The organism is Caulobacter sp. KR2-114, from assembly GCF_049446115.1.
Classification (GTDB): Bacteria; Pseudomonadota; Alphaproteobacteria; order Caulobacterales; family Caulobacteraceae; genus Acaudatibacter.
Map to the genome: position 1 here is coordinate 330,011 of NZ_JBMSEC010000002.1, position 15,301 is coordinate 345,311.

Annotated in this window: 19 protein-coding genes; 10 read left to right on the forward strand and 9 right to left on the reverse strand. The window is 69.7% G+C overall.

Translation table 11 applies throughout. The features are described 5' to 3' along the window. Positions 1–67: 67 nt before the first annotated feature. From acpS to ACO2Q3_RS07690, 4 genes are all read right to left on the reverse strand, one after another. The gene (gene acpS, locus ACO2Q3_RS07675; protein WP_423305966.1) at positions 68–469 is read right to left on the reverse strand and encodes a holo-ACP synthase; all 402 of its coding nucleotides are present in this window, start codon (positions 467–469) and stop codon (positions 68–70) included. Continuing rightward, a complete protein-coding gene (locus ACO2Q3_RS07680; protein WP_423305967.1) occupies positions 466–1,239 on the reverse strand; it encodes a pyridoxine 5'-phosphate synthase in 774 nt (257 codons plus the stop codon). Before ACO2Q3_RS07680 ends, acpS begins: the two co-directional genes overlap by 4 nt. Beyond that, complete coding sequence (gene pyrE / locus ACO2Q3_RS07685) at positions 1,236–1,820, reverse strand: orotate phosphoribosyltransferase (RefSeq protein ID WP_423305968.1); 585 nt, start codon at positions 1,818–1,820, stop codon at positions 1,236–1,238. The genes ACO2Q3_RS07680 and pyrE overlap by 4 nt, the downstream gene beginning before the upstream one ends. A gap of 65 nt (positions 1,821–1,885) precedes the next feature. Further along, entirely contained in the window at positions 1,886–3,010 is a 1,125-nt protein-coding gene (locus tag ACO2Q3_RS07690; protein ID WP_423305969.1) for an AraC family transcriptional regulator, read from the reverse strand. A 447-nt stretch (positions 3,011–3,457) separates the two neighbouring features. Here ACO2Q3_RS07690 and ACO2Q3_RS07695 point away from each other — a divergent pair, with 447 nt between their 5' ends. The 3 genes from ACO2Q3_RS07695 to ACO2Q3_RS07705 are packed head-to-tail and all read left to right on the forward strand — an operon-like array spanning position 3,458 to position 5,036. Then, positions 3,458–4,039 (forward strand): GcrA family cell cycle regulator, encoded by a 582-nt coding sequence (locus ACO2Q3_RS07695; protein WP_423305970.1) that lies wholly within the window; start codon positions 3,458–3,460, stop codon positions 4,037–4,039. Between the two features lie 42 nt (positions 4,040–4,081). Further along, positions 4,082–4,732, forward strand: a complete 651-nt coding sequence (locus ACO2Q3_RS07700) for a hypothetical protein (protein WP_423305971.1) — start codon at positions 4,082–4,084, stop codon at positions 4,730–4,732. A gap of 22 nt (positions 4,733–4,754) precedes the next feature. Beyond that, positions 4,755–5,036: a hypothetical protein gene (locus tag ACO2Q3_RS07705; protein WP_423305972.1), complete on the forward strand. Its 282-nt coding sequence runs from the start codon at positions 4,755–4,757 to the stop codon at positions 5,034–5,036. Between the two features lie 12 nt (positions 5,037–5,048). Here ACO2Q3_RS07705 and ACO2Q3_RS07710 read toward each other — a convergent pair whose 3' ends face one another. Then, positions 5,049–7,268: a RelA/SpoT family protein gene (locus ACO2Q3_RS07710; protein WP_423306925.1), complete on the reverse strand. Its 2,220-nt coding sequence runs from the start codon at positions 7,266–7,268 to the stop codon at positions 5,049–5,051. A 146-nt stretch (positions 7,269–7,414) separates the two neighbouring features. After that, on the reverse strand, positions 7,415–7,774 hold the full coding sequence (gene rpoZ, locus ACO2Q3_RS07715) for a DNA-directed RNA polymerase subunit omega (RefSeq protein ID WP_423305973.1): 360 nt from the start codon (positions 7,772–7,774) through the stop codon (positions 7,415–7,417). Between the two features lie 226 nt (positions 7,775–8,000). Here rpoZ and ACO2Q3_RS07720 point away from each other — a divergent pair, with 226 nt between their 5' ends. Beyond that, a complete protein-coding gene (locus ACO2Q3_RS07720) occupies positions 8,001–8,183 on the forward strand; it encodes a hypothetical protein (RefSeq protein WP_423305974.1) in 183 nt (60 codons plus the stop codon). A 46-nt stretch (positions 8,184–8,229) separates the two neighbouring features. Here the strand turns inward: ACO2Q3_RS07720 and ACO2Q3_RS07725 are convergent, their stop codons facing one another. Together ACO2Q3_RS07725 and ACO2Q3_RS07730 are read right to left on the reverse strand one after the other, a co-directional pair. Further along, positions 8,230–8,766, reverse strand: coding sequence for an NADPH-dependent FMN reductase (locus tag ACO2Q3_RS07725; protein ID WP_423305975.1), 537 nt, complete (start codon positions 8,764–8,766; stop codon positions 8,230–8,232). A gap of 17 nt (positions 8,767–8,783) precedes the next feature. Then, entirely contained in the window at positions 8,784–9,227 is a 444-nt protein-coding gene (locus ACO2Q3_RS07730) for a hypothetical protein (protein WP_423305976.1), read from the reverse strand. A gap of 285 nt (positions 9,228–9,512) precedes the next feature. On the opposite strand from ACO2Q3_RS07730, the gene ACO2Q3_RS07735 reads away from it, so the two are divergent. The 3 genes from ACO2Q3_RS07735 (at position 9,513) to ACO2Q3_RS07745 (ending at position 11,883) form a co-directional block, all read left to right on the forward strand. Then, complete coding sequence (locus ACO2Q3_RS07735) at positions 9,513–10,406, forward strand: LysR family transcriptional regulator (protein WP_423305977.1); 894 nt, start codon at positions 9,513–9,515, stop codon at positions 10,404–10,406. Between the two features lie 172 nt (positions 10,407–10,578). Beyond that, on the forward strand, positions 10,579–11,601 hold the full coding sequence (locus ACO2Q3_RS07740) for a fatty acid desaturase (protein WP_423305979.1): 1,023 nt from the start codon (positions 10,579–10,581) through the stop codon (positions 11,599–11,601). Between the two features lie 6 nt (positions 11,602–11,607). Further along, positions 11,608–11,883 (forward strand): hypothetical protein, encoded by a 276-nt coding sequence (locus ACO2Q3_RS07745; RefSeq protein ID WP_423305980.1) that lies wholly within the window; start codon positions 11,608–11,610, stop codon positions 11,881–11,883. Here ACO2Q3_RS07745 and folK read toward each other — a convergent pair. Continuing rightward, a complete protein-coding gene (gene folK, locus ACO2Q3_RS07750; protein WP_423305981.1) occupies positions 11,880–12,389 on the reverse strand; it encodes a 2-amino-4-hydroxy-6-hydroxymethyldihydropteridine diphosphokinase in 510 nt (169 codons plus the stop codon). The genes ACO2Q3_RS07745 and folK overlap by 4 nt on opposite strands. A 30-nt stretch (positions 12,390–12,419) precedes the next feature. On the opposite strand from folK, the gene ACO2Q3_RS07755 reads away from it, so the two are divergent. Genes ACO2Q3_RS07755 through ACO2Q3_RS07765 form a run of 3 tightly spaced genes read left to right on the forward strand, consistent with a single transcriptional unit; the run spans position 12,420 to position 15,260 of the window. Then, positions 12,420–13,013, forward strand: a complete 594-nt coding sequence (locus ACO2Q3_RS07755; protein ID WP_423305982.1) for an NYN domain-containing protein — start codon at positions 12,420–12,422, stop codon at positions 13,011–13,013. A gap of 16 nt (positions 13,014–13,029) precedes the next feature. Then, the gene (locus tag ACO2Q3_RS07760; protein WP_423305983.1) at positions 13,030–13,686 is read left to right on the forward strand and encodes a uracil-DNA glycosylase; all 657 of its coding nucleotides are present in this window, start codon (positions 13,030–13,032) and stop codon (positions 13,684–13,686) included. Between the two features lie 50 nt (positions 13,687–13,736). Further along, a complete protein-coding gene (locus ACO2Q3_RS07765) occupies positions 13,737–15,260 on the forward strand; it encodes a glucan biosynthesis protein (RefSeq protein ID WP_423305984.1) in 1,524 nt (507 codons plus the stop codon). Positions 15,261–15,301 lie beyond the last annotated feature (41 nt).

The window sequence follows — 15,301 nt, forward strand, 5'->3', positions numbered from 1 at the left end:
CGTCGGGGTCTGGATACGGCAAGCGCGCAGGCCAGGCTCGTTAAACCTGCGTCATGCGGCCGGCAGGCTACTCCAGCGGCAGGGATTCGATGATCACGAACGCCTGCGCGTAAGGGTGGTCGTCGGTCAGCGACAGGTGGATCACCCCGCGCCGGCCCTCGCCCACGATCTCCTTCATGCGCTCGGCCGCGCCGCCGGTCAGCGCCATGGTCGGCTGGCCGGAGCGGGCGTTGACCACGCCCATGTCCTTCCAGAACACCCCGCGGCGCATGCCGGTGCCCAGCGCCTTGGCGCAGGCTTCCTTGGCGGCGAAGCGCTTGGCGTAGCTGGAGGCGCGGTCGGGCTTGCGCTCCGAGCGGGTGCGCTCGATGTCGGTGAACAGGCGCAGGGTGAAGCGCTCGCCGAACCGCTCCAGCGACCTGGCGATGCGCCGGATGTCGCTCAGGTCGGAGCCGATGCCGACGATCACGCGGCGACCGTCCGTTCGCGGGCGGCGTCCATCAGGGCGCGCATCCGGCGGATCGCGGGATCGAGCCCGGTGAAGATGGCCTCGCCGATCAGAAAGTGGCCGATGTTCAGCTCGGCGATCTGCGGAATTGCCGCCACCGCGCCCACCGTCTCGTAGTCGATGCCATGACCGGCGTGGACTTCCAGGCCCAGGGCGTCGGCCTGGGCGGCGGCGGCCTTGAGGTTCTGCAGCAGGGCCGCGGCCTCGGGCCGGCGCTCGCGCACCGCCAGGCAATAGGCCCCGGTGTGCAGCTCGATCACGTCCGCGCCGATCTCGGCCGCGGCGGCCACCTGCGCCGGGCTGGCCTCGATGAACAGCGACACGCGGATGCCCGCGGCCTTGAGCGTGGCGACCACCGGGGCGATGCGGTTGTGCTGGCCGACGACGTCGAGGCCGCCCTCGGTGGTGACCTCCTCGCGCCGCTCGGGGACCAGGCAGGCGGCGTGCGGGCGATGGGCCAGGGCGATGGCCTCCATCTCCTGGGTCACCGCCATCTCGAAGTTCAGCGGCCGGCCGCGCTGGCGGGTCAGCCCGGCCAGGGTGTCGATGTCGGCGTCGGAGATGTGCCGGCGATCCTCGCGCAGGTGGGCGGTGATGCCGTCGGCGCCGGCGGCCATGGCAATCTCGGCGGCCCTCGCCGGGTCGGGATACCCCTCACCGCGCGCGTTGCGGATGGTGGCGACGTGATCGATGTTCACGCCGAGGCGCAGGCGGCCGGCCTTGTGGTTCATTTCGCCAGCCTCCGGCTGCCGGGATCTTCCGTGGGGATCGCCGCCAGTTCCGGCGGCAGGGCGTCGGCGGGATAGGCCGGCACCACCAGGCTGGCCAGCGCCACCATGGGCACGCCGACGTCGGCCTTGCCGCCCGAGCGGTCGACGATGCAGGCGGCGCAGACCACGTTGCCGCCGGCCTCCTGAATCGCCTGCACGCATTCGCGCGAGGACAGGCCGGTGGAGACGATGTCCTCGACCATGGCGATGCGGGCGCCGGGCTTGATCTCGAAGGCGCGGCGGAACTTGAACGCGCCCCCTTCCCGCTCGACGTAGATCGAGGGCACGCCCAGCTGGCGCGCGGTCTCGTAGCCCGGGATGATGCCGCCCACCGCGGGCGACACGCAGACGTCCACCTCGCCCACCGCGGCGCGGATCTTGTCGGCCAGCGCCTTGCACAGGCGCTCGGCGCGCTCGGGATGCATGAACACCAGGTTCTTCTGCAGGAACACCCCGGAGTGCAGGCCGGACGACAGGATGAAATGGCCTTCGCGCAGGGCGCCGGCGTCGCGGAATTCGTTGAGCACGTCTTCGTTGGTCATGGCGGCTATTTAGCGGAGGCCGCCGCCGCGCGCCACGCCCTGTGCGCTCGATATCCCTTGCGGGATCAGTGATGCACGCCCTGGCGATAGTCGCGGGCGGTGACGCCGAAGGCGCCGCGGAACCAGCGCGAAAAGGTGCTCAGGCTGGAAAAGCCCAGCCGGTGCGCCACGTCGCCCAGCGGATAGTCCGTGCTGGTCAGGTGCAGCTGCGCCATCTGCCGGCGGGTCTCCTCCAGCAGTTCGGAGAAGGACGATCCCTCGGCGGCCAGCCGCCGGTGGATGGTGCGGCGGTCCACGCCCAGGTGCTCGGCCACCTGATCGACCGAACAGTCGCCCCCCGGCAGCAGCCGGGCGATCAGCTCGGCGACCCGGTCCTTCAGCTCGATGGCGGCGCCGGTCCGGCCTCGCTCCACCAGCCGGGTGAGCTCGCGCGCCATGTCCGGATCGACATTCGGAATGGCGCGGTAGGCGTCGGAGGCGGTGAGCACGATGCTGCTCTGCGGCAGGTCGAACACCACGCGTCCGAACTGGCGGTGATAGGGGCCCGGATCCGCCGGCGCGGCGTGCGACAGGCCCACCAGCTGCGGCATCCAGGCCTCGCCCAGCAGGGCGCGGAATACCTGAACGTAACGCGCAATGGTAAAATCTATCATCTGCCGGTCGGTGCGCGAGCGCGGGCTGAGCAGCACCGGCATGAACACCAGCGCGCCGTCGAACTCCTCGACCTGGATGTCCACGGTGTTGGTCTGCTGGCTCATGTAGCGGGCCAGCACGTCGATCGCCTTTCGCACCGTCGGCTGCTCCTTCACCAGCAGCCCGAGCGGCCCTTTCATCGACAACCGGAACGATAGCCCGACCAGCAGGCCGAAGTCGTCACGCTGGGCTGCCGCGGCGCTGTTGCTGAGCAGCGTCCGCACCCGGTCTTCTGGAACGGAGGTGTCCGGATCGAGCTGCGGGTCCTGCGGCAAATTGGCCCGTCGCAGCATCAGGGTCGGTTCCAAGCCGACCGACTTTGCGGCGTCGCGATAGGCGGCAAGCAGGCCACTGCGGATGAAACGCGGCAGCTTTGTGTCTGCGCGGCTGTCTCCAGATGCAAAATCGGAGTCTCGATTTGACAACTGACTCTGCCCGGCCTCGATCCACCCATCAACTTCATGGTTAACAGAGCGCAGCCCTGTTCCAGAAATCATAGTTAATCGCGAATGAATCTGCGCCTTTTACCCAACAACACTTACAGCTTCATCTTAGCCGAACGCGGTCCGTGTTCAACTGGCTGCAACGGGCGTACGTCGGATTATCCTCAAAATGGTGAGGGCCGTCTGTGAACCCCATTCGCCCGGCAGGCGAAGGCTTGGCAATGACACCGTCGGACAGCTCGCGCGGCCCATGCTGCATTTGCCACCGGAAGGTGCGGTGAGGTCTGCGTCAGCGTGCGCCATATCCGTGGCGGGAATCGCGCCGCAGTCTCTAAGGGTGCTGGGGAGCACGTTTTCCGTGTCTGGGGTTGAGGCGATTCGTGAATGAAAAGTGTATCAGCAACCGGTGTTCTCACACTGTGTGCAGCTGCACTTTCCCATTGACATAGTTAATGGGCGCGCCTTAGCCCTTGTAGCTGTACCGCTTGGGGAAGCTGTTCAATGGACTGGAACGAAGAGACGATCGCCGCCTTGCGGCAGATGTGGTCAGAGGGGATGAGCGCCAGTCAGGTCGCTCGGCAACTTGGCGGCGGTGTGAGCCGCAACGCCGTGATCGGCAAGGTCCACCGACTGGGCCTTTCCGGTCGCGAAGCCCCTTCCCGGCCCCGCTCGCTGGGCGGTCGCCCGCCGGGCAGCAAGACTCAGAACCGCGCGGCGGCGAATGCCGCTCCGGTTCGCGCCGCGGTGGCGGCGGCCGTCGCCGAAGCGCCGAAGATGGTGGCGTCGACGCCGGTGGCCGTGCCGCCAGTGCTGCGGCCGGCGGTGGTGTGCGAGGACAAGCCCTCGGCCACCATCCTGACGCTTGGGGAGCACGCCTGCCGCTGGCCGATCGGCGACCCCGATCAGGGCGACTTCGGCTTCTGCGGCGCGCGCCGCCTCGGACGCGGGCCCTATTGCGAGGGCCACTCCGGTGTCTCGATGCGCAAGAAGGCCAAGCCGATGACGGCCGAGAGCTTGGCGAAGTGGCTGGGCGACCGCCCGGCGCGACTGCGCCCGAGCTCCCTGCGCGAGGCGCTGTTCTAGCCTCTTTCTCTACTGTTCTTCTGTTTTCAGGAAAGCTTGGTCATGGGCGCTCTTGCCCTGGAAGGCCTCACCGTGCTCGTCACGGGGGTGGAGGCGAGCCTCAGTCGCGACCTGGTGCGGGTGTTTTCCGGCCTCGGCGCGACGGTGATGGCGGCGGACGCGGATACGCGCAAGCTGCAGCGCCTGGAGCGCGATGTGGCCCTCTACCGGGCCCGCATCGAGGCGGCGCCCATCAACCTGGCCTCTTCCAGTGAACTGCGCCTGTTCGAGGACAATCTGCGGCTGCTGGGCCGGCTGCCGCACGTGATGATCTGCTGCTGTCCGGCGCACAACGCCGGGGCGCAGCGGGACGCCAAGGGGCGCACAGCCTGTGTGGGCCGCCTGGCGGGACAGATCCTGCAGCCCAGCCTGTTCCTCCATCTGGAGCCGAACCGGGCCGGGGCCATCGGGCGGGCGCTTTCCGGTCTGGCCCACCCGACCCTGCTGTCCGTGCTCGAGCGCAAGCCCGGCCACGGCATCTTCAACCCGGATGCGTCCACGCGCTTCGTGCGGATCGCCTCCCACATCTTCTCGCTGCACCGGCAGATGGATGTGGGGACCGCCGCGCCGGACGGGTCCGTCACCGCCTTCCCGGCGCCGCGCCGCAAGCGTCGCGCCGAGACCCCGACCGCCCCGCAGGCCGACGCGGCCTGAGGACCCCTTAGGAGATCATGGCATGACCATCATCTACATCGAGAACCTGCAAGGCAGCGGCAAGACCGTGAAGGTCATCGAGGACTTCGGCGACTACGCCGTGCACCGCGACCTGGCGCCCGGCGAGCATGCCTGCATCGGCATTTCGCGCCTGAAGACCCTGCAGGTGCAGGAAGTCGCCCTGGGGGCCACGGGCGCGCAGCCCGAGCGCCGGACCCTGAAGTCGATCCGCGAGGTGATGGCCCAGACCCCGGCGCTGGCCAACACCGCCGCCCCGACCTCGCTGGAGCGCCGCGCCGGCTGATGGCCTAGGGGTCTAGAGGACGCCGCGCTCCACCGTCTGGATCGACGGGTTGGCGCGCAGCGCGGCGGCGATGTGGGTGAGGTGGCGCGCATCGCGCACCTCGATGTCGAACGCCACATCGAAGAAGTCCGAATGCCGCAGGCGCATGTCCACCGCGACGATGTTGCCCCCCGCCTCGCCGATGATGGTGCAGGCCTGGCCGAGAACCCCCGGCGCGTCCGTGATGGTCGCGTTCAGCCGGGCCCGGGACAGGGTGTCCCGCTCCGCCTCGTTGGTCCAATGCAGGTCCAGCCAGCGCTTATCCTGGTCCTCGTACTGCGCCAGGGTGGAGCAGTCGATCACGTGCACCGCAACGACATTGCCGGGCTCGACGATGCCGACGATGCGGTCGCCCGGCACCGGGCTGCAGCAGTGCGAGAACTTCAGGCTCATGGACGGGGTGATGTCGGCGCCGCGCACATAGAGCTTGGCCTCCTTGCCGTCGGTGATGCGATGCCGCTCGGCGGCGGCCGCCCGCTCGGTCTCCTTCAGCCCCGGGAACACCACCTCCAGCACCTGGGTCGGCGCGACGCGGCCGCGGCCGATGAAGTCGAACAGCTCGTTGTCGCTGGCCGCGGCGAAGCGCTCCAGCGCCGGGCGCAGCGAGACCGACGCCAGGGCCTTGCCGGCGCGGCCGAAGGTCTGCTCCAGGTATGACTTGCCGAGCCGCAGGTACTCGTCCTTCTCCGCCTGGCGGATGTGCCGGCGGATCGCCGAGCGGGCGCGGCCGGTGACGGTCAGGCTTTGCCAGTCGGGCGGCGCGGTCGGCTTGCCACCGCGGATCACCTCGACCACGTCGCCGTTCTGCAGCACCGTGCGCAACGGGCGCAGCTCGCCGTTGACCTTCACCCCCACGGCGGTGTCGCCGACGTCGGTGTGGACGGAATAGGCGAAGTCCAGCGGCATGGCCCCGCGCGGCAGGCTGATCAGCTTGCCCTTCGGCGTGAAGACGAACACCTGGTCGAGGAACATCTCGAGCTTGGCGTGCTCCATCAGCTCCTCGGCGTCGCCGCCGTGCTCCAGCACCTGCACCAGCTGGCGCAGGTTCGCCAGCGGGTCGCGGCCGCCGGACGCCTGCGCCGCCTCCGGGTCGAAGCCATAGCTGTCGTCGTTCTTGTAGCGCCAGTGGGCGGCCACGCCGTCCTCGGCGACGCGGTCCATCGCCTCGGTGCGGATCTGCATCTCGATGCGCATGCCGCGCGGCCCGACCACGGTGCTGTGGATCGAGCGGTAGTTGTTGCGCTTGGGCGTGGAGATGTAGTCCTTGAACCGCTCCGGCACGCTCGGCCAGGTGCGATGGATCACGCCCAGGGCCCGGTAGCAGTCGTCCTCGTTCTCGACGATCACGCGGAAGGCGAAGATGTCGGACAGCTGCGAGAAGCCGATCGACTTGCGCTGCAGCTTGCGCCAGATCGAGAACGGGTTCTTCTCGCGGCCGAACACCCGGCTGGCGATGCCGGCGGCCTCCAGACGCGCGGCGATCTCCTGGCTGACCAGCGACACCGCCCCGCCCTGTTCGGCGCGCAGGGCGTCGAGCCGCCGGATGATCGCGGTGCGGGCCACGGGGTTGAGCTGGATGAAAGCCAGCTCCTCCATCTCCGAACAGATCCGATGACAGCCGATCGAGCGCGCCAGGGGGGCGTAGATGTCGAGGGTCTCGCGGGCGATCCGCTCGCGCTTGGCCGCGCTCTTGATGAAGTGCAGCGTGCGCATGTTGTGCAGGCGGTCGGCCAGCTTGACCATCAGCACCCGCACGTCCTTGGAGATCGCCAGGATGAACTTGCGCAGGTTCTCGGCCTGGCGCTTGTACTCCGCGCTCATCTCCAGGCGTGACAGCTTGGTCACCCCCTCCACCAGCTCGCCGATCTCCGCCCCGAACAGCTGGTCGATGTCGGCGCGGGTGACGTCGGTGTCCTCGATGACGTCGTGCAGCAGGGCGGTGACGATGGTGGCGGTATCCATCCGGTAGTCGGTCAGGATGCCGGCCACCTCGATGGGGTGCGCGAAATAGGGATCGCCGCTGGCGCGCGTCTGGCTGCCGTGCATGCGCACGGCGTAGACATAGGCCCGGTTCAGGAGGTTCTCGTCGGCGTCCGGCTCATAGGCCTTCACGCGGTCGATCAGTTCGTATTGCCGAAGGAAGCGGCGGCGCTCGCTGGGCGCGGCCTCGGCCGTGGCGGGCTTGGCCGGCAGGCCGGAGTCCGGCCTGGGGTCAGGCCGGTCCGTCGTCGATTGAGAGGCAAGAGCGCCGGAGCCAGCCGGCGTGGTCGCCAGCGGCACAGGGCTTGAGACGGCGACGTCAGCCGCCGGGACAGGGAGAGGTTCTGCGCCGTCCGGGCTCAGTACCGCTCCTCCTGTCCGCCGTCGCGGTCGCTCTGCAGCGCCCGCACCAGTTCCTGCTCGCTCATCTGCATGTGGCTGGGATCGGCCAGCAGGGCCAGGGTTTCCGCCTCTTCCTCGGCTTCCGAGTGCTCGTCGACGCGCTGCAGGGTGCCGATCAGGTTCTCGCGCAGGTCCTCGGCGTCGAGCACGTCGTCGGCGATCTCGCGCAGGGCCACCACGGGGTTCTTGTCGTTGTCGCGATCCACCAGGATCTGACCGCCGGCCGAAATCGCCCGGGCGCGATGCGCCGCCAGCAGCACGAGGCTGAAGCGATTGGGGACCTTTTCAATGCAGTCTTCGACGGTGACGCGGGCCATGGAGTCTCTCAGACGGGGGATGGAACCCTGTAAAATAGAGGTTCTGAACGAATTGTGCAACGCCGCAAGGGCATTGGACGGCCGCATTGGACCGTGGCCGCGGCGGGGCGAACCCTCGCTTCGGCGACCCTTGTAATCTAAGCCGAAGAAACCTGTATTCAAGTCTACCTTTGGTGGCGCCGCGCGCCTAGGTTCCGCCTCCCTGCAACATCGTGAGGCATACCCTATGGATCGACGGTCCCTGGCCGGCGTCGAAACTTCTGTGCATGCATTCCAACGCGGCGAGACGGCGCGCGGCGTTCTCGCCAACCTCAAATGGCTCTGGCGGCAGATCCGCGGCTCCTGGCTGGAGTCGATGGACATCGCCGCCCGGACGGGCCGCGATATCTGGCGCCCGCCGTTCATGTGATCCGACCTGAGTGCGGGGCCCCGGCGACGGTCGTCGCCGGGGCCCTTCAGGGCGCCGCCCGCGACGCCGCGATGGCCTGCCCGAAGGCGGCGAGCGCCTGTCGCAGCGCGCCGGCGAGCGCAGGATCGGCGGCGACGCCGGCCCCGTCCAGCCCGCGGCCCATCAGCGGCAGGTCGATGGAGCCCGCGTCGACGATGTTCGCCGACATGGTCTTCAGCGTCTCGCGCATCTGCGCCTGGGCGAGGCTGGCGCGCGGAGAGGTGTTGATCAGGGCCACGGGCGTGCCCGGGAACTCCAGGCTGCCGACCAGCCAGTCCAGGGCGTTCTTGAAGCTGCCGGCGACGCCGTGGGCGTATTCGGGGCTGGAGATCAGCAGACCGTCGCAGCCGCCGATCGCCTCGCGCAGCGCCTGCGCCCTGGCCGGCGGCGCATCGTCCTGGTCCGGATTGAAATGCGGCAGCTCGGCCAGGCCGTCGTAGAGGACGATGCGCATGTCCTGTGGCGCCAGGGCGATCGCCGCCTCCAGCGCCGCGCGGTTCGACGAGGCGGCCCTCAGGCTGCCGCAGATGGCCAGCACGCGCATCGTCACTCCCCCTTCCGTCAGAACGGCAGCGCCGCCAGGTCCGGCGCCGCCCAGGCACGGCGGGCCGCCGCCGAGAACAGCCGCTCCCGGCTCCAATAGCTAAGCAGCCAGTCGCGATTTCCCAGGGGCGAGGCCATCAGGGCGTTGCAGCTGAGGTGCAGCGGCTCGCCCGCCGGGCGCCCTTGCAGGAAGGCGGCGGCGGCCCTCAGCGAGGCCAGGGTGATGGTCTCGTGGTAGCCGCTGGTGTCGGTGTTGGCGACGCCGGTGGCGGCGTTGTAGGCGCGGATCATCGGCGGCATGTCGCGCGGCAGGTCGAGGTCCGGCCGCTCGCGCATCAGCCAGACGGCGGCGGCGAAGTGGGCCGCGTGCGTCCACAGCGGCTTGGGCAGGCTGCGGTCGATCAGGCCGCGGCCGATCGTGGCGATTTCGTCGTCGCTGACGAAGGGGATGAAGGGGGGCATGGGGAGAGGCTCCTGGATCGCCGCGGCGCCGGCCTCAACTGAAGACCCCGCCGGTGCGGCGGGGTTTTCGGGGGTCGTGGTCTGGAAGTGTGGCCGTTCAGCCGATCCTTCCAGGCCGCGCGCCCGTCAGCGCCGCCAGATGGAGCTGGCGTTGCTGCTGCGGCATGCGGCTGGAGATCGTCCTGACCATGGCGACGGTTTAGGCGGGCGGTCGCCCGAAGTCCAGATCGCCGCGAAGCCCTGCAAGCCGTACAGTCGCGCCCGAACTGTTCGGGAGAGCGATCGATGGCGCCGGGACTCGATCTTGACGATCTGGCGCTGTTCGCCGCCGTGGCGCACCGCCAAAGCTTTCGCCAGGCGGCGCGGTCCTTGGGGATATCGCCGTCCTCGCTGAGCGAGCGGATCGCCGGGCTGGAACAGCGGCTGGGCCTTCGCCTGCTCAACCGCACCACGCGCAGCGTGCGGCCGACCGAGGCGGGCGCGGTGCTGCTGGAGCGGCTGGGTCCGGCGCTGGACGGCATCGCCGAGGCGGTGGAGGTGGCCCGCCAGCTGGGCGATACGGTGGCTGGGGTGCTGCGCATCAACGTCCCCGCCCCCGCCGCGCACTTCGCCATCCTGCCGCGCCTGCCGCAGTTCCTGGCCGCCCACCCGCGGCTGACCCTGGAACTGGTGGTGGAAGACAGCTTCGTCGACATCGTCGAGCGCGGTTTTGACGCCGGCGTCCGATTCGGCGAGAGCCTGGCGCGCGACATGATCGCCGTGCCGATCGGCGCGCCGCTGCGCTTCGGCCTGGCGGCCTCGCCGGCGCTGTTGGCGCGGTGCGGCCGGCCCGCCCATCCGCGGGACCTGCTCGGCCTGCCCTGCATCCGCCATCGCTTCCTGTCGGGCGCGCCGGCGGACTGGGAGTTCGAGAAGGACGGCGAGGTGGTGACGATCCGGCCGGAAGGCCCGCTCATCGGCACAGATATCCTCACCCAGGTCACGGCGGCGATCGAGGGCGTCGGCTTCTGGCACAGCTTCGAGGGGTACATGGCCGAGGCGGTGGCCGAGGGCCGGCTGGTCCGCCTGCTGGAGGACTGGCACCCGCCGTTCCCGGGCCCCTTCCTCTACTATCCGTCGCGGCGGCACATGCCGGCCGGCCTGCGGGCCTTCATCGACTTCTTTCGCCTGCGCGCGTGAACACGGGGCAACGCGACGCCGGGCCCATGACACGCGGGCAAGGTGAATTCGCAGACAGACGGGTGCGCGCCCATTGGCCGCAGGCCTCGGCTGGGCCATATCACCCTGTCGTCACCATCTTCCTACAGACTCCGCGGAATCAATGACCGGACTTTCGAGACACCGCGCCGCCATGGAAAGCAGCCTGCACAATCTGATCAGCCGCCTGGACGCCTATCGCCGGCCGAGTGCGCCCCGGGCGATCTGGGAGCTGTCGATCACCGCCGGCGCCCTGCTGGCGTTCTGGGGCGCGGCCTTCCTGGTGTTCCATCTCGGCTTCTGGTGGGCGGCCCTGCTGCTCACGGTGCCCGCGGCCCTGTTCCTGGTGCGGCTGTTCATGATCCAGCACGACTGCGGGCATCAGGCGTTCTTCTCCGCCAAGGCGGCCAACGACTGGGTCGGGCGAATCATCGGCGTGCTGACGCTGACGCCCTACGACTACTGGCGGCGCACCCACGCCATGCACCACTCCACCTCCGCCAACCTGGACCGCCGGGGCGGCCTGGGCGACATCCGGACCCTGACCGTCGACGAGTACATGGCGCTGCCGCCGATCCGGCGCCTGGGCTATCGCCTCTACAGGCACCCGCTGGTGCTGTTCGGCCTGGGCCCCTTCTTCACCTTCTTCCTGATGCAGCGGCTGCCGTTCGGCCTCTTCAAGGACGGCTGGCGGCCGTGGGCGTCGACGATGGGCACCACGGCGGCCGCCGTGGCGGGCCTGGCGCTGCTCGCCTGGCTGCTCGGCCCCGTCCCCGCCCTGCTGGTGACCGGCCTGACGATGCTGATCGGCGCGACCATCGGCGTGTGGCTGTTCTTCGTGCAGCACCAGTTCGAAGGCGTCGAATGGCTGCGACAGAAGAACTGGAAGCGGGACCAGGCCGCGCTGCTGGGGTCGTCGCACTACGACCTGCCCCAGCCGCTGCGGTGGCTGACCGCCAACATCGGCATCCACCACGTGCATCACCTGTCGGCGCGCATCCCCTTCTACCGGCTGCCGCAGGTGCTGAAGGACCTGCCGGAACTGAAGGATGTCAGCCGCCTGGGCCTGGTCGAAAGCTTCCGCTGCGCCAGCCTGGCGCTGTGGGACGAGGCCGGCGGCCGCCTGATCTCGTTCCGCGCCGCCCGCCGCATGCGCCTGGCCGCAGACACGGTCTGAAGCGGCGTGACCGGCTGGGTGATCGGCGTGCTCGTCGAGCTCGAGGACGAGCCCGACCCCAGGCTGCACTATTTCGCCGTGGGTCACGAGGATCGCGCCAAGGCGGAGTGGACCGCCGTGGACGCCGCCTCGGGCCTCGGCGGCATCGCCTCCAGCCCGTTCCGCGGCCAGGAGCCGGTGCAGATGCTGGGTCAGCTGACGCCGGGCCGGATGAAGATGCTCGGCCTCAAGCCCAACGAGATCCGCGCCTTCGGGCCCAAGCTGCCCCGCCGCTGGCTTTAGGCCGTCACCGGCGTCGCGTCGGCGCCAACCGTGGCCCGAGCCGCCCACGCGAGCGCCGTGCCTCCCAGGGTGGGATGCACCCAGTCCGGGGCGATTTCGGCGAGCGGACCCATCACGAACCGGCGCTCATGCGCGCGCGGATGCGGCAGCGTCAGGCCGGGCGACTCGAGGTGCATCCGGCCGTAGGCGATCAGGTCCAGATCCAGCGTGCGCGGATCGTTCGGCTGGTCGCGGCGGCGGCCGAACTGGCGTTCGATGGCAAGAAGTTCCCGCATCAGGCCGTCCGGAGACAGGGTTGTCTCGACAAGCACGACACCGTTGAGATAGTCAGGCCTCGATGGATCCGGCCACGCGGCCGAGCGCCACCAGCTCGACCGCCTTGCGACCACGAGCCCGGCGCCTGAGAACCGCGACAGAGCCGCTTCCAAGAGGACGGTACTGGACGCATAGTCACCTGAAAGATTTGATCCCATGGCGACGATGATCGCGTCGGCGAAGCAATCCATTTCAAGCCATTCATTCGAGAGGTCCGGCCGATGACCTTCTATCCAACGGACCGTCTGGCCCTCTTCATCGACGGCGCCAACCTCTATTCGTCGGCCAAGGGGCTGGGCTTCGATATCGACTACAAGCGGCTGCTGGAGGAGTTCCGCAAGCGCGGGATCCTGATCCGGGCCTACTATTACACCGCCCTGGTCGAGGATCAGGACTATTCGCCGATCCGTCCGCTGGTCGACTGGCTGGACTACAACGGCTTCACCCTGGTGACCAAGTCGGCGCGGGAATACACCGACGCGCAGGGCCGCAAGCGCTGGCGCGGCGACATGGACATCGAGATCGCCGTCGACATGCTGGAGATCGCCGAGCACGCCGACCACGTGGTGCTGTTCTCCGGCGACGGCGACTTCCGCCGGCTGATCGAGGCGGTGCAGCGCAAGGGCGTGCGGGTGACCGTGGTCTCCACCGTCAAGTCGCAGCCGCCGATGGCCTCCGACGACCTGCGCCGCCAGGCGGACGCCTTCGTCGATCTCGCCGACCTGTCGGACATCATCGGCCGGCCCGCACGCATGCCCCGCTTCCTGCAGGAACCCCGCGCGACGGTGCGCGAGGAAGAACCCGAGCACGACTGAATACTCGGCGCGATCGATGCCTGAACCGTCCAGAACCGCCGGCACGGCCGAGCCGCCGCGCGACTGCCCGCTGTGCCCGCGGCTGGTCGCCTACCGGGCGGAGAATCGGGCCGCGCATCCCGAGTGGTTCAACGGCCCCGCCCCGTCGTTCGGCGATCCCCAGGCGCGGCTGCTGGTCATGGGCCTGGCGCCGGGCCGGCAGGGCGCGAACCGCACGGGCCGGCCCTTCACCGGCGATTTCGCCGGGGTGCTGCTCTACGACACCCTGATCAGGCTGGGCTTCGCCGCGGGCGACTACCAGGCGCGGCCCGACGACGGCGTGACCTTGCACGACTGCATGATCACCAACGCGGTGCGTTGCGCGCCGCCCGGCAACAAGCCCACGCCGCTGGAAGAGGCCACCTGCCGGCCGTTCCTGCAGGCGCGTCTCGAGCAGTTGCCCAACCTCAAGGTGATCGTCACCCTGGGCGACGTGGCGCGGCGCAATGTGTTGAAGGCCCTGGGCCTGCCGGCCTCCCACGGGGCGCCGGGGCATGGCTCGGAGGCGATCGCCGGGCGCTATCACCTGATCAACAGCTACCATTGCTCGCGGCTGAACACGAATACCGGCCGGCTGACGCCGCAGATGTTCGAGGCGATCTTCCGGCGCGCCCGCACCCTGCTGGACGGCTGATCGCGCCTCCGGCGCCTTGAAATCGTCCCGCCCAGTGGCGACAAGGCCGCGTGACCAGCCGACGCGACCTCCTGGCGGCCCTCGCGGCCGTCGGCCTTCTCCCCGACACCGTGCTCGCACAGATCGCCCTGCCTCGGCTGGGTCCCGCCGTGCCGTTCTCGTGGGCGGGCCTGCAGGCGCGGGCGATCGCCCTGTCCGCCAGGCCCTGGCAACCGCCGCCCGCCCCGCCCGCCGCCCTGCAGGCGATCGACTATGACGCCGCCGGCGCCCTCGCCTATCGACCTGGAGCCACCGTCTGGCCGGGCCGCACCGGCGGCGTGCGCTTCTTCCACCAGAACCGCTATGCCCGCGACGCCGTCGCCGTGCATCTCGTGGACGGCGACCAGGCCCGCGCCGTGCTCTACGACGAGGCGCTGTTCGAACGGCCGGCCGGCGTGACCGTGCCGAACCTGGGCCCACAGGCCGGGTTTTCGGGCTTCCGGCTGCTGTCGCCTGGCGGGCGCAGCGACTGGCTGGCGTTCACCGGCGCCTCGTACTTCCGGGCCGCCGGCGCGCTGGACCAGTACGGACTGTCGGCCCGCGGCCTGGCCCTCAACACCGGGCAGCCGACGCCGGAAGAATTCCCCCGCTTCACCGCCTTCTGGCTCGAGCGCGGACCGGGCGAGGCCTGGACCGTCTATGCTCTGCTGGACAGCCCGAGCGCCGCCGGGGCCTGGCGCTTCGTCAACCGCAAGACCGCCAGGGGCGTGTTCCAGGACGTCAGCCTGACCGTGCGCCTGCGCGCCGACGTCGCCAGCCTGGGCTTCGCGCCGCTGACCAGCATGTTCTGGTACGGCGAGGGCAATCGCCGGCAGGCGGCGGACTGGCGGCCGGAGATCCATGACTCCGACGGGTTGGCGATCTGGAACGGGCGCGGCGAGCGGCTCTGGCGGCCGCTGAACAATCCGCCGCGGCCGATCACCAACAGCTTCGAGGATCGCGGCCCCCGCGGCTTCGGCCTGCTGCAGCGCGACCGGGCGTTCGACCACTACCAGGACGATGGGGTGTTCTACGAACGCCGCCCCAGCCTGTGGGTCGAGCCCGTGGGCGACTGGGGGCCCGGCGCGGTGACGCTGTACGAGATGCCCACCGCCGGCGAGACCGACGACAACATCGTCGCCTGGTGGCGGCCGGCCGGTCCCGCGCGCGCCGGCGACCGGCATGATCTGGCCTACCGCCTCAACTGGGTCGCCGACGAACCCGCCCCGTCGGCCCTGGCCCGGGTGGTCGACACCTGGACCGGCCAGGCCGGGCGTCCCGGCCTGCCCCCCGTCGCCGGCGCCACCAAGCTGGTGGTCGATTTCCAGGGGCCGCGCCTTGCGCCCCTCACCCGCGCCAGCGGGGTCAAGCCGGCCTGCAGCGCCGCACGTGGGCGAATCTTGAGCATGGACGCCTATCCGGTGGTCGGGCAGCCCGGCCGCTGGCGTCTGACCGTGGACATCGCTCCCGAGGGCGGCGGTCCTGTGGACTTCCGTGGCGAACTGAGGCTCAACAGCGACTCATTGACCGAGACATGTCTGTCTCAGCTACTTTAGGCGCGATACGCCGCAATCTTGCCGCGCTTTGCGGTGAACGG

Bases quoted from the DNA above. Each gene is read 5' to 3' on its own strand.
- folK (WP_423305981.1), bottom strand. From the start codon at position 12,389: ATGGATTGCTTCGCCGACGCGATCATCGTCGCCATGGGATCAAATCTT.
- ACO2Q3_RS07700 (WP_423305971.1), top strand. From the start codon at position 4,082: ATGGGCGCTCTTGCCCTGGAAGGCCTCACCGTGCTCGTCACGGGGGTG.
- ACO2Q3_RS07730 (WP_423305976.1), bottom strand. From the start codon at position 9,227: ATGCCCCCCTTCATCCCCTTCGTCAGCGACGACGAAATCGCCACGATC.
- ACO2Q3_RS07735 (WP_423305977.1), top strand. From the start codon at position 9,513: ATGGCGCCGGGACTCGATCTTGACGATCTGGCGCTGTTCGCCGCCGTG.
- ACO2Q3_RS07690 (WP_423305969.1), bottom strand. From the start codon at position 3,010: ATGATTTCTGGAACAGGGCTGCGCTCTGTTAACCATGAAGTTGATGGG.
- ACO2Q3_RS07705 (WP_423305972.1), top strand. From the start codon at position 4,755: ATGACCATCATCTACATCGAGAACCTGCAAGGCAGCGGCAAGACCGTG.
- ACO2Q3_RS07680 (WP_423305967.1), bottom strand. From the start codon at position 1,239: ATGAACCACAAGGCCGGCCGCCTGCGCCTCGGCGTGAACATCGATCAC.
- ACO2Q3_RS07740 (WP_423305979.1), top strand. From the start codon at position 10,579: ATGGAAAGCAGCCTGCACAATCTGATCAGCCGCCTGGACGCCTATCGC.
- ACO2Q3_RS07695 (WP_423305970.1), top strand. From the start codon at position 3,458: ATGGACTGGAACGAAGAGACGATCGCCGCCTTGCGGCAGATGTGGTCA.
- ACO2Q3_RS07720 (WP_423305974.1), top strand. From the start codon at position 8,001: ATGGATCGACGGTCCCTGGCCGGCGTCGAAACTTCTGTGCATGCATTC.
- pyrE (WP_423305968.1), bottom strand. From the start codon at position 1,820: ATGACCAACGAAGACGTGCTCAACGAATTCCGCGACGCCGGCGCCCTG.
- ACO2Q3_RS07755 (WP_423305982.1), top strand. From the start codon at position 12,420: ATGACCTTCTATCCAACGGACCGTCTGGCCCTCTTCATCGACGGCGCC.
- rpoZ (WP_423305973.1), bottom strand. From the start codon at position 7,774: ATGGCCCGCGTCACCGTCGAAGACTGCATTGAAAAGGTCCCCAATCGC.
- ACO2Q3_RS07760 (WP_423305983.1), top strand. From the start codon at position 13,030: ATGCCTGAACCGTCCAGAACCGCCGGCACGGCCGAGCCGCCGCGCGAC.
- ACO2Q3_RS07725 (WP_423305975.1), bottom strand. From the start codon at position 8,766: ATGCGCGTGCTGGCCATCTGCGGCAGCCTGAGGGCCGCCTCGTCGAAC.